The organism is Latilactobacillus sakei (assembly GCA_002953655.1).
Lineage (GTDB): Bacteria > Bacillota > Bacilli > Lactobacillales > Lactobacillaceae > Latilactobacillus > Latilactobacillus sakei_A.
The window spans coordinates 2073933-2096846 of record CP025839.1; the positions used below are offsets into that span (position 1 = coordinate 2073933).

At 41.9% G+C, this 22914-nt stretch carries 6 protein-coding genes and 6 rRNA genes; all 12 read right to left on the bottom strand.

Going from position 1 to position 22914, the window contains the following annotated elements; genetic code table 11:
• Nucleotides 1-3: 3 nt before the first annotated feature.
• Complete coding sequence (locus C0213_10245; GenBank protein ID AUX12763.1) at nt 4-3534, bottom strand: SAM-dependent methyltransferase; 3531 nt, start codon at nt 3532-3534, stop codon at nt 4-6.
• Nucleotides 3535-3607: 73 nt separating this feature from the next.
• Nucleotides 3608-7255: a BREX system P-loop protein BrxC gene (gene brxC, locus C0213_10250; protein AUX12764.1), complete on the bottom strand. Its 3648-nt coding sequence runs from the start codon at nt 7253-7255 to the stop codon at nt 3608-3610.
• Nucleotides 7215-7814, bottom strand: coding sequence for a DUF1788 domain-containing protein (locus C0213_10255; protein ID AUX12765.1), 600 nt, complete (start codon nt 7812-7814; stop codon nt 7215-7217). The genes brxC and C0213_10255 overlap by 41 nt, the downstream gene beginning before the upstream one ends.
• On the bottom strand, nt 7790-8383 hold the full coding sequence (locus C0213_10260) for a DUF1819 domain-containing protein (GenBank protein ID AUX12766.1): 594 nt from the start codon (nt 8381-8383) through the stop codon (nt 7790-7792). The genes C0213_10255 and C0213_10260 overlap by 25 nt, the downstream gene beginning before the upstream one ends.
• A gap of 98 nt (nt 8384-8481) precedes the next feature.
• Nucleotides 8482-8598 (bottom strand): 5S ribosomal RNA (rrf, locus tag C0213_10265).
• An 89-nt stretch (nt 8599-8687) separates the two neighbouring features.
• Nucleotides 8688-11608: ribosomal RNA gene (locus C0213_10270) — 23S ribosomal RNA — on the bottom strand.
• A gap of 217 nt (nt 11609-11825) precedes the next feature.
• Nucleotides 11826-13403 (bottom strand): 16S ribosomal RNA (locus C0213_10275).
• A 493-nt stretch (nt 13404-13896) separates the two neighbouring features.
• Nucleotides 13897-14013, bottom strand: a 5S ribosomal RNA gene (rrf, locus tag C0213_10280).
• An 89-nt stretch (nt 14014-14102) separates the two neighbouring features.
• Nucleotides 14103-17023 (bottom strand): 23S ribosomal RNA (locus tag C0213_10285).
• Nucleotides 17024-17240: 217 nt separating this feature from the next.
• A 16S ribosomal RNA gene (locus C0213_10290) occupies nt 17241-18818 on the bottom strand.
• The 16S, 23S and 5S rRNA genes sit together here, the layout of an rRNA operon.
• Before the next feature lie 444 nt (nt 18819-19262).
• The gene (locus C0213_10295; protein AUX12767.1) at nt 19263-20888 is read right to left on the bottom strand and encodes an ABC-F family ATPase; all 1626 of its coding nucleotides are present in this window, start codon (nt 20886-20888) and stop codon (nt 19263-19265) included.
• A gap of 124 nt (nt 20889-21012) precedes the next feature.
• A complete protein-coding gene (locus tag C0213_10300) occupies nt 21013-22905 on the bottom strand; it encodes a tRNA uridine-5-carboxymethylaminomethyl(34) synthesis enzyme MnmG (GenBank protein ID AUX12768.1) in 1893 nt (630 codons plus the stop codon).
• Nucleotides 22906-22914 lie beyond the last annotated feature (9 nt).

The following is a 22914-nucleotide window of genomic DNA, read 5'->3' on the forward strand; positions in this document are numbered from 1 at the left end:
TTTTTATAATTTAAGCTTAGTTAATAAATTCCCCTTTTCCGATTGACCATTAGTAGTTTCGATAATAATCTCCTGGAATTTTTGATAATTAACTTTAATCCCATCATCTAAATTAATCTCAATTTCTCGACTAGCCGCATACTGTAATATTGCTTCATACTGACGTACTTCCGAAAGTTGTTTTTGATATTTTTGATGACGTTTCTTTAATAATGCTTGTTCCCGTGTTGAATCAACCTCAATCATTGTGGTTTCATCTAACTGTTGAATACTCTTTAATAACGGCAAGACATAATCAGTTCTAACCCGCGCTAACGTCTGCTTATCATACCGATGCCCATAAATCAGTGCCTTAAAACCGTTCTCCTTACCACTATCTAATTGCCAGTAAATCGGGCGTTTACGATAAATCTTAACATGATCTTTATAGAAATCCTTTAAGAAGTATTTTCGTAATAAGGTCTCTGGTTGGCCGCCGTCATTCGGATAAAGTGTTTGTGCGAGATACATTAAATTCTGATCAACGGTTTCTGCCCCATAAATTAACCCCACCAAGTGGCGGATTCTAGTCACAATATCATCCCCATAATAACCTTTCTCAAAACCAATCGGAATAATATTATCAGAATCTGGTTTAAATCCTTGGTACTGATCAACATCATACTGTCCACCAGCATAAGCTAACCCCGGCTGATCAAGTCGATACCGTCCAAAAATAACCCCAACTAAATATGACAGAAAACTTTTTACTTCTCTTACTTGTTTCGCTCGTTCCACTGTCACATCCTGATCGGTCTCCTCCGGTGATAACTCATCTTGCAACCCATAAATATCAATAAATATCTTATTAAGCGCCTCTTCATTAGCCTTTAAGTGCGTAAATCGCGCTTCAGCAACTGCCTGCCATTGTTTAAACGCCGCCTCAATCAAAGTTGCGCCTTGTTGATATTGAACGAGTGGGTGAGTCTTAAAGTCCCAAGAAGTTTCAAAAGAATCCCAATCTTGTTGTGATAAGGAGATATTTTGCTGAACAATACTCCCCACTTCTTCTTTAACCTCCTCATGTATCTCATCTATAATAGGGACATTAACTATATCACCCACCTGAAAATTTAATGTCTCACTTAAATTTTTTAAAAGAAACTTAAAAGCCGCTGTATTCATAAAGCCTAATAAATAATCAATATTTTCTCTTTCTGTAATTAAAAATGGCGCTGCATCGCCCTGAATACTGATATTTGTATTTAATTTAGCCCCAAAATTGCCACTCGTTATTTTATTCCATACTATAGCTTTGTTGAAGTAATACTTCTCATTTGGAATAATACTATTTTGTTGACTCTTAATAGCATTTCCATTGTCTTCCCACTTTACTATATCTGTAAGACCACTAAACCATCTTCTGTACTTCCCACCATTATTAAACATTACCCATACATAATCTATACTTTTACCATTAAATATACTATTAGAACTCACTTCATACCAATTTCTCACAAACTTATTTGCATCCCCAGTCTGTAACCCTCGCCGAGCAATCCCTATATCGCCTAATTTTGAATTATTTTTAAAAATAGCTCGCACCTTATCACTCGCCCAATAAGCAATCGGTGTCCCTGGAATATCTTGGAAAGAGATCATTTCCCGTAAATATCGATAATCAACCGATTCATCTTTAGCCGCTTCAGCAGTCTTTATTGGTTGTTGTTCACTCCCTTTAAAGGCTTCTAATCGCAGATAGACTCCTCTACGATTTACAGTCTGATTTTGAATAACAAATGTACAGATAGGGACGGTCGCATCTTCAAATGCTGAGTATTCTAGTTGCACTAAACTTGTAATAGTCCCATTTTCAATCAGATATTGGCGTAATTTTTGGTGTGATGAAATAAACATCCATGTATAGGGACTCATCAGGGCTGCATAGCCATTTTTTTTAGTCATCATAAAGGTCTTTTTAATAAACGCTGAATACAGATCTGATTTCACATCGGCATAATTCTGCTGCATAAACCTTTTCAAGGTTGGATTGTACTTATTATGATATGGCGGATTAGTCACGACTACGTTATATTTCTGCTTTAATAATTCAGCACAGATTAATATTGGCAACAAACAATCTTGTAATTCATGCCATAATGCTTCTTGATAAAGATCTGTTGGCTCATACTGATTGATTCGTTCAATTAACTGTTGGTAATTTAGAATTGAATCAGCCATTATAAGTGTCCCAAACTGTTTCGCATCTGCAAAAGTCGTCATCACTTCATTAATCGCATCAAATTCAGTAACATTTGCAATTAATTCTAGAGCTTCTTGAGAAATAGACTTTTTAGCATCCTTAAATTCATAGACATTAAATACAATTGGTTCTCTCTGTCTTCTTAAAAATCTAGGTTGTTTCTCTAACATCTTCAATAGTAAGGCTAGTTGAGTAATCTGAACCGATCTTTGATCAATATCTAATCCAAATAAATTATATTTTAAAATTAATTGCGGAATTTCCCGCGCAGAGTACCCTTGTTCTTGATACATCTGGTACAGCATTTCAAAGGCTTCTAGTAGGATATGTCCAGAACCACAAGCCGGATCAATTATTTTTATCTGTTCCAATTCTTGCGTTTCATTTGCCGCAATTAATGGCTTCTCATGCCCTAAATAGTATTCCCAGTTATTAACTAATTGAGTAGCAGGATACTGACTCAGATATTCATTTCCCAGAGAATTTTGCAGCATATACTGAACAATCCATTTAGGCGTAAATAATTGAGTAACGACCGGTAATTCATTTTTAGAAACGTTATGATTCTTGAGACCACCAACACGCTCCTTTAATTCTGAATTATAGTATTGAAATAACCAACCAATTATTTCAATATCATCCCAATCCTGATCCGCAATATCACTACTAACCAAATCTGAGACGAGACCATTTTTTTGCAATAAATTGTTGGGAAGTAAAGCTGATATTGTACCAGATATTGAATCAAAGGCACTTGGTAAAATAAGCGCTAATTGGTTGATCTGTTGCTTCAACAAATATTGATACCGGCTATTATCTTTATCTGCTCTACTCTGAAGACTATCCTCAATCTCCGCAAGGTAATGTGTGTCTAAATCAAGTGTCTCTATAACATCATAGATATCTGTTAAAGCATCTGGCTCACTTTTGCCATCTCTTTCTGAAGATAACAATCGCATTTGAATTGGTAGATAATTATGTAGTTCCATATATCTAACAACCGCCACCCAGTTAAACCAAGTAAAAGCTGCTTTTTCAATAAGCTGTGACAAAGCCTCACTATAACTGTAATCACGCATTAATATTTCCATTTCATCTAAAAACTCTTTAAAATCAGTTGTTTCTTGATTGGTTAATGTTCTACGCTGACTACCGTTTTCAATAATATTATTGGTTAAATTAGGCAAATTAGTATCCGTTACTAAATAATGAAACGTTAAATAAGATCGGATGCTAACAAGCAAATTTCTTTTTGCAGTGACTGCAAATCTCTTTATCGCGGTTTTATCCATTGAAATCCATCCTATAAAAATAGAGTATAAAACAGTATTATCTGTCTTATACTCTATTTTAAACGATTATTGCTTAAATGATATATAATTCATCATTATCAGCTAGCTTTTGTTCAAGTTGTGCTCTAACTGCTGCCACGTAACGATCAATATCCGCTTCCGACTTAATCGTCACACTTTGACTAGGAAAAACAGTATCGTGAGTAATCCGTAATGTTTTTGCAATTGGTTTCACCGCCGCTACTTTTGTAACATTAGGCTTAAAATCATTATCATCTTCCTCGACGGTAAGTGGTACTTGCTTTTCTACAAATTCGTTAATCAGTATCATAAAACGATCCCGTGTTGAAATAATATCAGTATTTAATCCTCGCACCTCAGTAATTGTTTGTGCACGACTAAGTTTATCTGAGATCATCGCGTATTGTCTAATAATCTTCTCTTTAAATTCATCGACTAATTCTGGCGTCCCTAAAGTATCCAATAAACTTTCACAGTTTTTTTCTAGTTGAATCTGATAAGGTGCTGCAGCCAATTCTATCTCGTTTGTCAGACCTGTTAAAAAGACTTCATTTAAAGATTTTAACTCTTTAATAACTTGATAAGGTTCCGCATAATTAACAATCTGGTGGATCCTTTCTCCAGCTCTTTTCACTTCATCCTGTGTCAGGTAATCCTGATCTTGTTGATATCTAATATCTAATTCATTAGCAACTTCAAATAATTCGTATTGTGAGCTAAAGAACTGCTTAACATCTTCATTATCATCATATGTTTCCAATAGCTCATCAGCAATATGCGCTAATCGTTCAAAGAATTGTTGTGCATCCTTTAACTCCCAGACACTTTCTAATAATGCTAATTCCCGTTTAACTGACGATTCACCAGGATAATAACTATGCCCACTATATCTCATTAATAGGTTATTTAATACTTTAATTTCTCGGCGGAAGGGTTCCTTGATCTCGTTCATTCGATCATCATCTTTTGATTTCTCAGGAACAATATTAAACATCGCTTTAACAACTTGATTAGCAGTTCTCAAGAATGCTGCTTGAATAACATCCCTTTGTTCAACAGCAATTTTTTCTTGTTCTTTACTACGACTAATTTCACTGATAAAGTAACTTAAATTAGCCTCTGGAATTAACTTTTCACTTTGGCGGCGCATTTGGATTTTTTCAGCTAGTAATAGTCGAATAAGACTTGCCAAAACTGTTTCTTCTTGCCAACCAAAGGGGGCAACTTTATAGTTATCTAATAGCGATTTTAAAGAAACACGTTGCTTCCGCGCGTGCCATACCTCTAAGTCCTTTAAAATCGCTTCAGTTGCTAATTCATTGGGATCCTCTATTGACTGATCTAATAAATGCCCTTGTTGACTAAAGAGCCCTTCAAGGTCATCTCTATGGTAATTATGTTTAATATATTTTAACTTAGAAAACGTAATTTCAGTCGCTTGTTTTAGTGCCTGATTAATTATCGTTTTAGCTTCGCCTGCAACACCTAACCGGCTCCCATTAACATAAATCTCAGATCTTGCTAAAATAGCCGTTACTTGAATCTTAATCTCTTGTGATAATTGCGTTCTTTCACGACCTTTATGGCTAACGATGTCTTCATAGCTATCTGTTCGTTGATGAGCAGCCTCTCGTAAATATTGATCAATTCGTTTAAATTGTTGAATATCCTCTAAATAAGTGCCGCTTTCTGGTAAACGAACGACAATGACACCTTCTTCCATAGAACGTGCACTAGCATCTTCATTCGAATTAACTTCCAGACTAAGTGGTGTATAAATTTGGAGTGCCAATTGACTGGTAGCTTTTTTTAATACAATGTTATCTACTATCTGATTAACTTCGAAATTATAACTGACACTTGGAAATTCTTTAAACGGTTTATACGTATACTGCTTTAAACCTAATATATCGGTATAAATCATTGATCCTAGATAACTAACTATATCACTATTAGTAATTTCAACCGATTGAATATCCCGATTAATATCTTGTTCTTCATTCGTTAGAAAAACATATTCCGTTCCTTGTCTTTGAATCAGAAATTCCCGTTCTAAACGTTTCAAACTTTCTTGAATATTACTCTTGATGGTAACCATTTGAGCGTCAATATTATCAATCATTAACGTTGTCAGGTTATCAATGTTAGAAGGTATCTCTTGTACATAGCGAATTAAGAACAATAACTTCAGAACTTCGACATCAAACTTATCAAGCCGTTTATTACTTTTAGCCTGAATAATAGGTGTTTGCACAGAATATTCTAGTGCATTTTCAATATTTTCATAGAATACCGAGAATGGTACCAAAAAATCGGTCGATTGTTCACTAAATATTTGTGCCGCATACTGTGCTGCAGATAGTAGACTACGCTCACCATTTGCCAAATGTTTCCCAGCGAAACCATGTCCTCGAATTCCCATAAATACTTTTTGTAATAGATTAAACTGATAAGGCACAAAAGGATAAGTATCAATAAATTCATCTACATCATCAAAAGATTTCATTTCTGCCGTATCATTAGTAAATAGAATTTTATTTTTTAGAACAGCTTCGTTTTCTGTATATTCAGTTGTTAATATCGCGCTGGCTGCTTCTGTCTTCGCTAATAATCGCTTCTTAATAACTTCATCCGCATTAGCAGAACTCAATGGCAATCGCGTGTTAAAACGCCCCTGAATCTTAGAAAAATCATTAGAGGACATACCACCACGATTTAGTGAATCAATATCCTGCTGACTTGTTACAACTACCCAGACCTTTCCTTGACAATATTGCGCTAGATCTTCAACAACCATCTGTAAATCCAGCATTAATTGACCATTATCAGCAATATATTGCCCCATCTCATCTGCTAAAAAAACTAAATGATAATTATCTGGCTGTTGATCAACGTATCGCTTCACTTTTTTAGCAAATGACTCATCACTAATTTCATAATTAGCTTCCCCAGATTCTATGAAGTGTCGTGCGCTCTCAATCGTCATTTCTGTTACTTCACTTAAGGCCTCAATTACCGAGTCCTCATTATAAAAAATTTCCTCCCGGCCTTCCACCCAATCTAAGTCAGCAATACGCTCAAAAGCAGTTTTAAACTGTTCATACTGTCCGTTATTGGCAAGTGTCTCTTCCATCTCCGCAATCCATGCATTAGCACCTGAGAAGCCTCGTAATTCATTCAAAACTTTATTAAAGACTTTAACAACAGCCGATTTACTATTCATACTGTCAGCCTCAGCCTTAGATTCAATATTAAATAATGCAACCTGATTAGGTTGTTCACTAGCGCGTTTTATTAGCGCTAATGTCTCATCATTTTCTTCAAACTTATCTTCGATAAACGATATAGGTCGTCGTCCTTTAACTGTCTTTTGACTATCAATTAGGTAGCTTAATATCTTTAAGAAATGAGATTTACCAGAACCAAAGAACCCAGATATCCAGACACCCATTTGATCAGTTGGTTGCTCTAACGACTTTACGTACGCCTCAAAAAAAGTTCCCATATTCTTACGTATTTCGCTAGTAATCACATACTCATCTAATTCCTGATATGTATTTGATTCTTGATCTTGGCCAATTTTTACGACTCCTTGAATCTCACGATCTATTGGCTTTTTAAATAACTCATTAACCTTCATGTTGGTTCCTCCACTCATATTATGGTTCAACAATTCGGAATGCACGATAATAATTATCATCTTTAAATTGGTTAAACAATGATAATTTATTGCCTTCGTAAACTCCAGGATAAAATAGAATTAACGGCTTTTGTACAATGATTGGTTGCAGATTGTTTAACACAGTATGTGCCCGTACCAATGGATATGCACTACCAACACCTGTAATAAAAGTTATAGTATTATCTTCACAATGTTCTCGTATATACTTAATAACCTCATCTCGATCAGTAGCTGTTTTTAAAGCCCTCTGCATACGATCATATAATGTAAAAGAATCTTTCGTCTGTTCCATCTGATAATTCTTTTCCATATACTGCCGCTCTTCGAAAAAACGAGTTGCGATATCAAAAAGATTAAACTCTTTGATTGGCGTATCTAATTTATTAACTGTATATCGCTGAATTTCTGGCAATCTAGATCTAACCAGTAACTCATCAGCTGGATTATAATCAAATATATAAAAACTAACCTCGTTTCCCAATCCTTGTTTAGTGAGAAATTGATTATCAGAAATTCTAGCCTGCAACTCATTTAATCTTTCATTTGTTGTTCTCACGAAATAAGCCTCCCTATTAATATTTCAACACATTGCTTATCCCCGTTTTCAATTAGATATTGTCGAACATCCCCCGTTAGGATACTATTTTTTATGTGTTCATCTTGTAACAATTGAGTTTCAGTTAATATCTGCTGATATGCACTTGCTAATCGTCTTTTTGTACCGTCAGTCCACATTTTAACACGATTACTCTGTAATTCCTTATTAGTGATAAAATTAATAATATCAGATTTTTTTAACGTATCTTTATGACTTATAATCGATTGCCAATAAACTTCTCTCATAAATTCATAGAATAACTGATCAGTCCTCAAAATAGAATATAATAGAACTATTTTTGCAGTATCTTGATCAACTTCAACAAACTTTGTTACTAAATAATCATCAAGATAATTTAATCTTTTCAAGATAATTTCTACAGCAATTTTCCTTCTACTAATTGATGGTAATTGCAATAAATCCTCTTCGATAACTTGTCTTCGTATTTTTTCTGTAGGAACACCTTTTACTAGTAATTCTCCAACCCTTCTAGACTCGAGAAACATTAAAGGTCTAGTATTTAACGTAGTTCTATAGTTATCTTTCATACTATTTTCTCCTTTTAGGATTACTATTAGTATAGTAGATATTCATAAGATAATCTAACAAAAAAAGGCTGAACCCTGAGGTTCAACCTTTTTAATTTGCGTGGCAACGTCCTATCCTCGCAGGTAGTTTCCCACCAACTACTATCGGCGCTAAGAAGCTTAACTACTGTGTTCGACATGGGAACAGGTGTATCCTTCTTGCTATCGCCACCACACTATTTGTGCTTACGCACTGAGAAGAACTTCGTTCTCTCAAAACTGCATAATAAGTAATATTTTCATTTCAAAAGCCAAACATTGCACCTTTGGTTAAGTCCTCGACCGATTAGTACTAGTCCGCTCCATACATCGCTGTACTTCCACTTCTAGCCTATCTACCTGATCATCTTTCAGGGGTCTTACTTCCATAAAGGAATGGGAAATCTCATCTCGAGGGGGGCTTCACACTTAGATGCTTTCAGCGTTTATCCCTGCCATACATAGCTACCCAGCGATGCGCCTGGCGGCACAACTGGTACACCAGAGGTATGTCCATCCCGGTCCTCTCGTACTAAGGACAGCTCCTCTCAAATTTCCTGCGCCCGCGACGGATAGGGACCGAACTGTCTCACGACGTTCTGAACCCAGCTCGCGTACCGCTTTAATGGGCGAACAGCCCAACCCTTGGGACCGACTACAGCCCCAGGATGCGATGAGCCGACATCGAGGTGCCAAACCTCCCCGTCGATGTGGACTCTTGGGGGAGATAAGCCTGTTATCCCCAGGGTAGCTTTTATCCGTTGAGCGATGGCCCTTCCATACGGAACCACCGGATCACTAAGTCCGACTTTCGTCCCTGCTCGATTTGTCAATCTCACAGTCAAGCTCTCTTATACCTTTACACTCTACGAATGATTTCCAACCATTCTGAGAGAACCTTTGAGCGCCTCCGTTACACTTTAGGAGGCGACCGCCCCAGTCAAACTGCCCACCTGACACTGTCTCCCGCCACGCTAAGTGGCGCGGGTTAGAGTGGTCATACAGTTAGGGTAGTATCCCACCAACGCCTCAATCGAAACTAGCGTTCCGATTTCTACGGCTCCTACCTATCCTGTACAAACTGTACAAACACTCAATATCAAGCTACAGTAAAGCTCCATGGGGTCTTTCCGTCCTGTCGCGGGTAACCCGCATCTTCACGGGTATTATAATTTCACCGAGTCTCTCGTTGAGACAGTGCCCAAATCATTACGCCTTTCGTGCGGGTCGGAACTTACCCGACAAGGAATTTCGCTACCTTAGGACCGTTATAGTTACGGCCGCCGTTTACTGGGGCTTCAATTCTGGGCTTCGCTTGCGCTAACTCATCCTCTTAACCTTCCAGCACCGGGCAGGCGTCAGCCCCTATACGTCATCTTACGATTTTGCAGAGACCTGTGTTTTTGATAAACAGTTGTTTGGGCCTATTCACTGCGGCTGACCTGACGGTCAGCACCCCTTCTCCCGAAGTTACGGGGTCATTTTGCCGAGTTCCTTAACGAGAGTTCACTCGCTCACCTTAGGATATTCTCCTCGACCACCTGTGTCGGTTTACGGTACGGGTAGTTTATTTCTCACTAGAAGCTTTTCTTGGCAGTGTAACATCAGGAACTTCGCTACTTAATTTCGCTCCCCATCACAACTTGTCCTTAAAGAATCAAGCATTTCACTCAACTCAAGACTTATTGCTTGGACACACATTTCCAGTCGTGTGCATTCCTTAGCTTCCTGCGTCCCTCCATCATTCAAACAAAATAAACTAGTACAGGAATATCAACCTGTTATCCATCGACTACGCCTCTCGGCCTCGCCTTAGGTCCCGACTAACCCTGGGAGGACGAGCCTTCCCCAGGAAACCTTAGTCATACGGTGGATCAGATTCTCACTGATCTTTCGCTACTCATGCCGGCATTCTCACTTCTAAGCGCTCCACTAGTCCTTACGATCTAGCTTCGTCGCCCTTAGAACGCTCTCCTACCGCGGACACTTACGTGTCCACCCACAGTTTCGGTATTATGTTTAGCCCCGGTACATTTTCGGCGCAGCGGCACTCGACTAGTGAGCTATTACGCACTCTTTAAATGGTGGCTGCTTCTGAGCCAACATCCTAGTTGTCTGTGCACCGCCACATCCTTTTCCACTTAACATAAATTTTGGGACCTTAACTGGTGATCTGGGCTGTTTCCCTTTCGACTACGGATCTTATCACTCGCAGTCTGACTCCCGGAACTAAATCAATGGTATTCGGAGTTTATCTGAATTCAGTAACCCATGACGGGCCCCTAGTCCAAACAGTGCTCTACCTCCATGATCCAATATTCCGAGGCTAGCCCTAAAGCTATTTCGGAGAGAACCAGCTATCTCCAAGTTCGATTGGAATTTCACCGCTACCCACACCTCATCCCCGCCATTTTCAACTGACGTGGGTTCGGTCCTCCAGTGTGTTTTACCACACCTTCAACCTGGACATGGGTAGGTCACTTGGTTTCGGGTCTACATCTATATACTCACTCGCCCATTTCAGACTCGCTTTCGCTACGGCTCCAGCTTTTCACTTTAACCTCGCATATAAACGTAACTCGCCGGTTCATTCTACAAAAGGCACGCCATCACTCATTAACGAGCTTTGACTAATTGTAGGCACATGGTTTCAGGATCTATTTCACTCCCCTTCCGGGGTGCTTTTCACCTTTCCCTCACGGTACTGGTTCACTATCGGTCACTAGGGAGTATTTAGCCTTGGGAGATGGTCCTCCCGGATTCCGACGGAATTTCACGTGTTCCGCCGTACTCAGGATCCAGAACGGAGGTTAAGTTGTTTAATCTACGTGGTTATCACACTCTTTGACTCAGCTTCCCAGCTGATTCGATTACAACTTAACTTGGTAACTCCAAAGTTCTGTCCTACAACCCCAAGAAGCAAGCTTCTTGGTTTGGGCTCTTCCCCGTTCGCTCGCCGCTACTTAGGGAATCGATTTTTCTTTCTCTTCCTGAAGGTACTTAGATGTTTCAGTTCCCCTCGTCTACCTTCATTAAGCTATGTATTCACTTAATGATAATACTCGATTAAAAGTATTGGGTTCCCCCATTCGGAAATCTCCGGATCAAAGCTTACTTACAGCTCCCCGAAGCATATCGGTGTTAGTACCGTCCTTCATCGGCTCCTAGTGCCAAGGCATCCACCATGCGCCCTTTATAACTTAACCTATCTTTACCTACGGTAAAGGGTTATTATTTGAGTTTAGCGATATGAACTAATTCATATTTCTATTATTAAAAAACTCTTTAAAACGCAATGTTTTTCTCGGCTTTTAAAACTAATATATTACTTATTATCCAGTTTTCAAAGAACAAAGTTTGAGAGTAGACCTCTCAAAACTAAACAAAGTTTTGATTTCGCAAATGTACAAGGTTTTCCGTATTATTCCTTAGAAAGGAGGTGATCCAGCCGCAGGTTCTCCTACGGCTACCTTGTTACGACTTCACCCTAATCATCTGTCCCACCTTAGACGGCTGGCTCCCCGAAGGGTTACCTCACCGGCTTTGGGTGTTACAAACTCTCATGGTGTGACGGGCGGTGTGTACAAGGCCCGGGAACGTATTCACCGCGGCATGCTGATCCGCGATTACTAGCGATTCCGGCTTCATGTAGGCGAGTTGCAGCCTACAATCCGAACTGAGAATGGTTTTAAGAGATTAGCTAAACCTCGCGGTCTCGCAACTCGTTGTACCATCCATTGTAGCACGTGTGTAGCCCAGGTCATAAGGGGCATGATGATTTGACGTCGTCCCCACCTTCCTCCGGTTTGTCACCGGCAGTCTCACTAGAGTGCCCAACTTAATGCTGGCAACTAGTAATAAGGGTTGCGCTCGTTGCGGGACTTAACCCAACATCTCACGACACGAGCTGACGACAACCATGCACCACCTGTCACTTTGTCCCCGAAGGGAAAGCTCTATCTCTAGAGTGGTCAAAGGATGTCAAGACCTGGTAAGGTTCTTCGCGTTGCTTCGAATTAAACCACATGCTCCACCGCTTGTGCGGGCCCCCGTCAATTCCTTTGAGTTTCAACCTTGCGGTCGTACTCCCCAGGCGGAGTGCTTAATGCGTTAGCTGCGGCACTGAAGGGCGGAAACCCTCCAACACCTAGCACTCATCGTTTACGGCATGGACTACCAGGGTATCTAATCCTGTTTGCTACCCATGCTTTCGAGCCTCAGCGTCAGTTACAGACCAGACAGCCGCCTTCGCCACTGGTGTTCTTCCATATATCTACGCATTTCACCGCTACACATGGAGTTCCACTGTCCTCTTCTGCACTCAAGTTTCCCAGTTTCCGATGCACTTCTTCGGTTGAGCCGAAGGCTTTCACATCAGACTTAAGAAACCGCCTGCGCTCGCTTTACGCCCAATAAATCCGGACAACGCTTGCCACCTACGTATTACCGCGGCTGCTGGCACGTAGTTAGCCGTGGCTTTCTGGTTGGATACCGTCACTACCTGATCAGTTACTATCAGATACATTCTTCTCCAACAACAGAGTTTTACGATCCGAAAACCTTCTTCACTCACGCGGCGTTGCTCCATCAGACTTTCGTCCATTGTGGAAGATTCCCTACTGCTGCCTCCCGTAGGAGTCTGGGCCGTGTCTCAGTCCCAGTGTGGCCGATTACCCTCTCAGGTCGGCTATGCATCACGGTCTTGGTGAGCCTTTACCTCACCAACTAACTAATGCACCGCGGGTCCATCCTAAAGTGATAGCCGAAACCATCTTTCAACCCTGCACCATGCGGTGCTAGGTTTTATGCGGTATTAGCATCTGTTTCCAAATGTTATCCCCCACTTTAGGGCAGGTTACCCACGTGTTACTCACCCGTCCGCCACTCACTCAAATGCTTATCAATCAGGAGCAAGCTCCTTCAATCTAAACGAGAGTGCGTTCGACTTGCATGTATTAGGCACGCCGCCAGCGTTCGTCCTGAGCCAGGATCAAACTCTCGATTAAAAGTTTGTAGCTCTTGTTTTGTTACTTAATTTATTTGCTAGCGAAATTGACTTCGCAAATATGTTGTGCCCTAAAAGGGCGACCCTACACATTTGGTTTATCAAAACTTTGTTCAGTTTTCAAAGATCTACTGTGTTGAAACAGCTTTTTAATTATATCATATAACTAATTATCTGTCAAACACTTTTAAAAATTATTTATCACTTAGAAGTTATAACTCCGTAAGCAACATATAATATGTTATCACGATTAGAATTAAATAACAAGTGTTTTTCAAAAACATTTTAATTATTTATTTCCTCACTCATTACTGAGTTACTCGTTTGAGACAACTTTTATATCTTACCAAGTTAAATCCCAATGGTCAAGCTTTTTCGACATAAATATTATATTTATTCAAAACAGATCTATTACACGCTATTTCAGCATTTAATTATTTAAAATAGCCAACAAAAAAGGCTGAACCCTAAGGTTCAACCTTTTTAATTTGCGTGGCAACGTCCTATCCTCGCAGGTAGTTTCCCACCAACTACTATCGGCGCTAAGAAGCTTAACTACTGTGTTCGACATGGGAACAGGTGTATCCTTCTTGCTATCGCCACCACACTATTTGTGCTTACGCACTGAGAAGAACTTCGTTCTCTCAAAACTGCATAATAAGTAATATTTTCATTTCAAAAGCCAAACATTGCACCTTTGGTTAAGTCCTCGACCGATTAGTACTAGTCCGCTCCATACATCGCTGTACTTCCACTTCTAGCCTATCTACCTGATCATCTTTCAGGGGTCTTACTTCCATAAAGGAATGGGAAATCTCATCTCGAGGGGGGCTTCACACTTAGATGCTTTCAGCGTTTATCCCTGCCATACATAGCTACCCAGCGATGCGCCTGGCGGCACAACTGGTACACCAGAGGTATGTCCATCCCGGTCCTCTCGTACTAAGGACAGCTCCTCTCAAATTTCCTGCGCCCGCGACGGATAGGGACCGAACTGTCTCACGACGTTCTGAACCCAGCTCGCGTACCGCTTTAATGGGCGAACAGCCCAACCCTTGGGACCGACTACAGCCCCAGGATGCGATGAGCCGACATCGAGGTGCCAAACCTCCCCGTCGATGTGGACTCTTGGGGGAGATAAGCCTGTTATCCCCAGGGTAGCTTTTATCCGTTGAGCGATGGCCCTTCCATACGGAACCACCGGATCACTAAGTCCGACTTTCGTCCCTGCTCGATTTGTCAATCTCACAGTCAAGCTCTCTTATACCTTTACACTCTACGAATGATTTCCAACCATTCTGAGAGAACCTTTGAGCGCCTCCGTTACACTTTAGGAGGCGACCGCCCCAGTCAAACTGCCCACCTGACACTGTCTCCCGCCACGCTAAGTGGCGCGGGTTAGAGTGGTCATACAGTTAGGGTAGTATCCCACCAACGCCTCAATCGAAACTAGCGTTCCGATTTCTACGGCTCCTACCTATCCTGTACAAACTGTACAAACACTCAATATCAAGCTACAGTAAAGCTCCATGGGGTCTTTCCGTCCTGTCGCGGGTAACCCGCATCTTCACGGGTATTATAATTTCACCGAGTCTCTCGTTGAGACAGTGCCCAAATCATTACGCCTTTCGTGCGGGTCGGAACTTACCCGACAAGGAATTTCGCTACCTTAGGACCGTTATAGTTACGGCCGCCGTTTACTGGGGCTTCAATTCTGGGCTTCGCTTGCGCTAACTCATCCTCTTAACCTTCCAGCACCGGGCAGGCGTCAGCCCCTATACGTCATCTTACGATTTTGCAGAGACCTGTGTTTTTGATAAACAGTTGTTTGGGCCTATTCACTGCAGCTGACCTGACGGTCAGCACCCCTTCTCCCGAAGTTACGGGGTCATTTTGCCGAGTTCCTTAACGAGAGTTCACTCGCTCACCTTAGGATATTCTCCTCGACCACCTGTGTCGGTTTACGGTACGGGTAGTTTATTTCTCACTAGAAGCTTTTCTTGGCAGTGTAACATCAGGAACTTCGCTACTTAATTTCGCTCCCCATCACAACTTGTCCTTAAAGAATCAAGCATTTCACTCAACTCAAGACTTATTGCTTGGACACACATTTCCAGTCGTGTGCATTCCTTAGCTTCCTGCGTCCCTCCATCATTCAAACAAAATAAACTAGTACAGGAATATCAACCTGTTATCCATCGACTACGCCTCTCGGCCTCGCCTTAGGTCCCGACTAACCCTGGGAGGACGAGCCTTCCCCAGGAAACCTTAGTCATACGGTGGATCAGATTCTCACTGATCTTTCGCTACTCATGCCGGCATTCTCACTTCTAAGCGCTCCACTAGTCCTTACGATCTAGCTTCGTCGCCCTTAGAACGCTCTCCTACCGCGGACACTTACGTGTCCACCCACAGTTTCGGTATTATGTTTAGCCCCGGTACATTTTCGGCGCAGCGGCACTCGACTAGTGAGCTATTACGCACTCTTTAAATGGTGGCTGCTTCTGAGCCAACATCCTAGTTGTCTGTGCACCGCCACATCCTTTTCCACTTAACATAAATTTTGGGACCTTAACTGGTGATCTGGGCTGTTTCCCTTTCGACTACGGATCTTATCACTCGCAGTCTGACTCCCGGAACTAAATCAATGGTATTCGGAGTTTATCTGAATTCAGTAACCCATGACGGGCCCCTAGTCCAAACAGTGCTCTACCTCCATGATCCAATATTCCGAGGCTAGCCCTAAAGCTATTTCGGAGAGAACCAGCTATCTCCAAGTTCGATTGGAATTTCACCGCTACCCACACCTCATCCCCGCCATTTTCAACTGACGTGGGTTCGGTCCTCCAGTGTGTTTTACCACACCTTCAACCTGGACATGGGTAGGTCACTTGGTTTCGGGTCTACATCTATATACTCACTCGCCCATTTCAGACTCGCTTTCGCTACGGCTCCAGCTTTTCACTTTAACCTCGCATATAAACGTAACTCGCCGGTTCATTCTACAAAAGGCACGCCATCACTCATTAACGAGCTTTGACTAATTGTAGGCACATGGTTTCAGGATCTATTTCACTCCCCTTCCGGGGTGCTTTTCACCTTTCCCTCACGGTACTGGTTCACTATCGGTCACTAGGGAGTATTTAGCCTTGGGAGATGGTCCTCCCGGATTCCGACGGAATTTCACGTGTTCCGCCGTACTCAGGATCCAGAACGGAGGTTAAGTTGTTTAATCTACGTGGTTATCACACTCTTTGACTCAGCTTCCCAGCTGATTCGATTACAACTTAACTTGGTAACTCCAAAGTTCTGTCCTACAACCCCAAGAAGCAAGCTTCTTGGTTTGGGCTCTTCCCCGTTCGCTCGCCGCTACTTAGGGAATCGATTTTTCTTTCTCTTCCTGAAGGTACTTAGATGTTTCAGTTCCCCTCGTCTACCTTCATTAAGCTATGTATTCACTTAATGATAATACTCGATTAAAAGTATTGGGTTCCCCCATTCGGAAATCTCCGGATCAAAGCTTACTTACAGCTCCCCGAAGCATATCGGTGTTAGTACCGTCCTTCATCGGCTCCTAGTGCCAAGGCATCCACCATGCGCCCTTTATAACTTAACCTATCTTTACCTACGGTAAAGGGTTATTATTTGAGTTTAGCGATATGAACTAATTCATATTTCTATTATTAAAAAACTCTTTAAAACGCAATGTTTTTCTCGGCTTTTAAAACTAATATATTACTTATTATCCAGTTTTCAAAGAACAAAGTTTGAGAGTAGACCTCTCAAAACTAAACAAAGTTTTGATTTCGCAAATGTACAAGGTTTTCCGTATTATTCCTTAGAAAGGAGGTGATCCAGCCGCAGGTTCTCCTACGGCTACCTTGTTACGACTTCACCCTAATCATCTGTCCCACCTTAGACGGCTGGCTCCCCGAAGGGTTACCTCACCGGCTTTGGGTGTTACAAACTCTCATGGTGTGACGGGCGGTGTGTACAAGGCCCGGGAACGTATTCACCGCGGCATGCTGATCCGCGATTACTAGCGATTCCGGCTTCATGTAGGCGAGTTGCAGCCTACAATCCGAACTGAGAATGGTTTTAAGAGATTAGCTAAACCTCGCGGTCTCGCAACTCGTTGTACCATCCATTGTAGCACGTGTGTAGCCCAGGTCATAAGGGGCATGATGATTTGACGTCGTCCCCACCTTCCTCCGGTTTGTCACCGGCAGTCTCACTAGAGTGCCCAACTTAATGCTGGCAACTAGTAATAAGGGTTGCGCTCGTTGCGGGACTTAACCCAACATCTCACGACACGAGCTGACGACAACCATGCACCACCTGTCACTTTGTCCCCGAAGGGAAAGCTCTATCTCTAGAGTGGTCAAAGGATGTCAAGACCTGGTAAGGTTCTTCGCGTTGCTTCGAATTAAACCACATGCTCCACCGCTTGTGCGGGCCCCCGTCAATTCCTTTGAGTTTCAACCTTGCGGTCGTACTCCCCAGGCGGAGTGCTTAATGCGTTAGCTGCGGCACTGAAGGGCGGAAACCCTCCAACACCTAGCACTCATCGTTTACGGCATGGACTACCAGGGTATCTAATCCTGTTTGCTACCCATGCTTTCGAGCCTCAGCGTCAGTTACAGACCAGACAGCCGCCTTCGCCACTGGTGTTCTTCCATATATCTACGCATTTCACCGCTACACATGGAGTTCCACTGTCCTCTTCTGCACTCAAGTTTCCCAGTTTCCGATGCACTTCTTCGGTTGAGCCGAAGGCTTTCACATCAGACTTAAGAAACCGCCTGCGCTCGCTTTACGCCCAATAAATCCGGACAACGCTTGCCACCTACGTATTACCGCGGCTGCTGGCACGTAGTTAGCCGTGGCTTTCTGGTTGGATACCGTCACTACCTGATCAGTTACTATCAGATACATTCTTCTCCAACAACAGAGTTTTACGATCCGAAAACCTTCTTCACTCACGCGGCGTTGCTCCATCAGACTTTCGTCCATTGTGGAAGATTCCCTACTGCTGCCTCCCGTAGGAGTCTGGGCCGTGTCTCAGTCCCAGTGTGGCCGATTACCCTCTCAGGTCGGCTATGCATCACGGTCTTGGTGAGCCTTTACCTCACCAACTAACTAATGCACCGCGGGTCCATCCTAAAGTGATAGCCGAAACCATCTTTCAACCCTGCACCATGCGGTGCTAGGTTTTATGCGGTATTAGCATCTGTTTCCAAATGTTATCCCCCACTTTAGGGCAGGTTACCCACGTGTTACTCACCCGTCCGCCACTCACTCAAATGCTTATCAATCAGGAGCAAGCTCCTTCAATCTAAACGAGAGTGCGTTCGACTTGCATGTATTAGGCACGCCGCCAGCGTTCGTCCTGAGCCAGGATCAAACTCTCGATTAAAAGTTTGTAGCTCTTGTTTTGTTGCTTAATTTATTTGCTAGCGAAATTGACTTCGCAAATATGTTGTGCCCTAAAAGGGCCACCCTACACATTTGGTTTATCAAAACTTTGTTCAGTTTTCAAAGATCTACTGTGTTGAAACATCTTTTTAATTATATCATATAACTAATTATCTGTCAAACACTTTTAAAAATTATTTATCACTTAGAAGTTATAACTCCGTAAGCAACATATAATATGTTATCACGATTAGAATTAAATAACAAGTGTTTTTCAAAAACATTTTAATTATTTATTTCCTCACTCATTACTGAGTTACTCGCTTGCGACAACTTTACTAGTATACCAACTTACAATAACAGATACAAGGACTTTCTGAAAAAGATTCAAAAAAAGAAGACCCGCGACACAAATACGTGTCTGCGGGTCTTCTCTCGTTATTAAGCGTATAGTTTAGCAACTTGTTTTTGTAATTCTGGATGTGCTAAGAATTCATCATAGTTTGTTTCGGCACGATCAACTAAACCGTTGGCTGAGACTTCAATGATGTGATCTGCAATTGTTTGAATAAACTGGTGATCATGAGATGTAAAGATCAAAGCACCCTTGAAATCGATCAAGGCATCATTCAATGATGTAATTGATTCCAAATCCAAATGGTTGGTTGGATCATCTAATAGTAAAGTGTTTGATTTTTGAAGCATGATTTTAGATAGGATACAACGAACCTTTTCCCCACCAGAGAGGACATTAATTTCCTTCGTTACTTCATCCCCAGAGAATAACATCTTCCCTAAGAAGCCACGTAAGAAAGTATTGTCGTCTTCACCTTTAGCGGCAAATTGACGTAACCAGTCTAAGATGATGAGTTGATCATCATTAAAGGCTGAGTTCGTATCTCTTGGTAAGTATGATTGTTGACTCGTCACACCCCAGGTCACTGTACCACTATCTGGTTCTACTTCACCAGCTAAGATTTGCATTAAGACAGCTGTCGCAACATCATTTCGTGAAACGATTGCTGCTTTTTCGTCTGGCTTAACTGAGAAGCTGATGTTATCTAACACTTTAACACCATCGATTGTTTTTGAGACGTTCTCAACCCGTAAAAGGTCATTGCCCAATTCGCGTTCGAAATCGAACTTAATGAATGGGTATTGACGTGAAGAAGGTTGGATATCTTCTAATGTAATCTTCTCTAATTGCTTCTTACGAGAAGTAGCTTGTTTTGATTTTGAAGCATTAGCACTGAAACGTGCGATAAAGTCTTGTAATTCTTTGATTTGTTCTTCTTTTTTAGCATTAACGTTTGATTGTAACTTAGCTGCCAACTTACTTGATTCTAACCAGAAGTCGTAGTTACCAACGAATGTCTTGATGCGACCGAAGTCCACATCACACATCATTGTACATACTTGGTTTAAGAAGTAACGGTCATGGGAAACAACGATCACGATGTTCGGGAAGTCAGCCAAGAAGTTTTCTAACCATTCAACTGAGGCACTGTCCAAACCATTAGTTGGTTCGTCCAATAATAGGATATCAGGTTTGCCAAAGAGTGCTTGACCAAGTAAAACCTTAATCTTTTGCCCTTCCATCAATTCACTCATCTTCACATGATGTAAAGATTCATCGATTCCTAAAGCTTGGAGTAATTGAGCCGCTTCTGATTCAGCATCCCAACCATTCATTTCAGCGAATTCAGCTTCTAGATCAGCAGCCTTCATCCCATCTTCTTCAGTGAATTCAGCTTTAGCATATAGGGCATCCTTAGCTTGCATCACTTCATATAACTTCTTATGACCTTGGATCACGGTCTCTAACACTTCGAATTCTTCAAAAGCGTAGTGATCTTGATTCAAACTCGACATCCGTTCATTAGGGCCCATTGAGATGTGGCCTGATGATGGTTGTAATTTACCTTCTAATAATTTTAGAAAAGTTGACTTACCTGCACCATTGGCACCGATCACGCCATAACAATTTCCAGGTGTAAACTTCAAATTAACGTCTTCATATAACTTACGCCCAGAAAGCGTTAAGCTCATTTCACTAACAGTTATCACTTGATTCCCTCACTTTTCTTCCATGACTCTAAAAAGCCAACCGTTTCATGTGAAACGGCTGGCTTTTTACCATTGACAATATATGCTTAACTCTAACATATCTAATGACTAGTTATCAACCAGGCTATTTGACCTTAGCAATCTTACCTTGTTGAATATATACGCTTAGAATCCCGATATCGGCTGGGTTCACCCCACCAATCCGACTTGCTTGCGCAAGTGTTTCGGGTTGAATTTTTTGTAATTTTTGACGTCCTTCTGTTGCAAGGCCTTCAATGGCGTCGTAATCGATATTAGCTGGAATCTTCTTGGCTTCCATCCGTTTTAACTTCGCAATCTTAGCCTTTTCCTTATCAATATACCCTGCGTATTTGATTTGGATTTCAACTTGTTCCACAACGCGGTTATCAATTCCTTCGACCGCTGGAATGAATTGAATTAAATCAGCATACTTCACTTCTGGCCGTTTCAAGAAGTCACTGGCTAAAACACCATCTTTAAGTGGAGCCTCACCCTTAGCCGCTAAAAAGGCTTGGATTTCTGGGGTTGGTTTTAAGCGAATCGTTTCTAAACGTGCTAACTCAGCTTCAACGGCTGCTTTTTTCACTTCATAACTGTCAAAACGGTCATCATTGATTAAACCTAATTCATGACCCTTTTCCGTTAAGCGTAAATCAGCGTTATCGTGACGAAGCATCAACCGGTATTCCGCACGTGAGGTTAATAGACGATAAGGTTCCTTCGTGCCCTTCGTGACCAAGTCATCGATCAAGACCCCGATGTAAGCTTCACTGCGGTCTAAGATGAATGGGTCGCGGCCCGTTTGTTTGAGGGCAGCGTTGATTCCGGCCATCAAACCTTGACCAGCAGCTTCTTCATATCCTGAAGTGCCGTTCATTTGACCGGCTGTATAAAGATTTTCAACCACTTTGGTTTCAAGGGTTGGTTTTAGTTGCCATGGTTCAACGACATCATATTCAATCGCATAACCAGGGCGCATCATTTGGGCATTTTCTAACCCTTCGATCGAATGGATCATTTTGTGTTGGATTTCTTCTGGCATTGATGTTGAGAAATCACCAACGTAATATTCTTCTGTTTCGCGGCCTTCTGGTTCCAAGAAAATTTGGTGGCGAGGCTTATCCGCGAAGCGGACGATTTTATCTTCAATTGATGGGCAATAACGTGGGCCGACACCTTCAATCACACCGGTAAACATTGGGGCGCGGTCGAGATTATCGCGAATCACTTGATGCGTCGTATCATTCGTGTACGTCATCCAACAAGAAAGTTGGTCTTTCAAATAAGCACTATCAGGTGTTTCGAAACTAAAGTGGTTCGGTTCCTTATCCCCTGGTTGTTCTTCCGTCTTTGAAAAGTCGATTGTGGTGCCGTCCACGCGTGGGGGTGTCCCGGTTTTAAAACGCGTCAACACAAAACCGTTATCTTCAAGACTCTCTGAAAGTTTAATAGAAGGAATTGAATTATTAGGACCTGATGAATACGTTAATTCACCAATGATAATCTTGCCGCGTGAGGCTGTTCCGGCTGTTAAAATCACACTGTCAGCACTGTAACGAGCACCCGTGTTAGTCACAATCCCTTTGCAGACACCGTCTTCAACGATCAATGATTCAGCAATGCCTTGACGGAGTGTTAAGTGATCCGTCGTTTCGATTGTCCGTTTCATTGTCCGGTGATAGGCATGCTTATCAGCTTGGGCGCGTAATGCGCGGACAGCTGGACCTTTACCTGTATTTAGCATCCGCATTTGGATGTAAGTCTTATCGATATTGCGGCCCATTTGACCACCCAAGGCGTCAATTTCACGGACCACGATGCCTTTTGCCGGGCCACCCAATGATGGGTTACATGGCATAAAAGCCACCATATCTAAGTTAATCGTTAATAATAATGTTTCGCGGCCCATTCGTGCAGCAGCTAATGCCGCTTCGGAACCTGCATGGCCGGCACCGACGACAATCACGTCGTAGTGCGCTGCGTCATATTCTCGCATGTTTTGTTC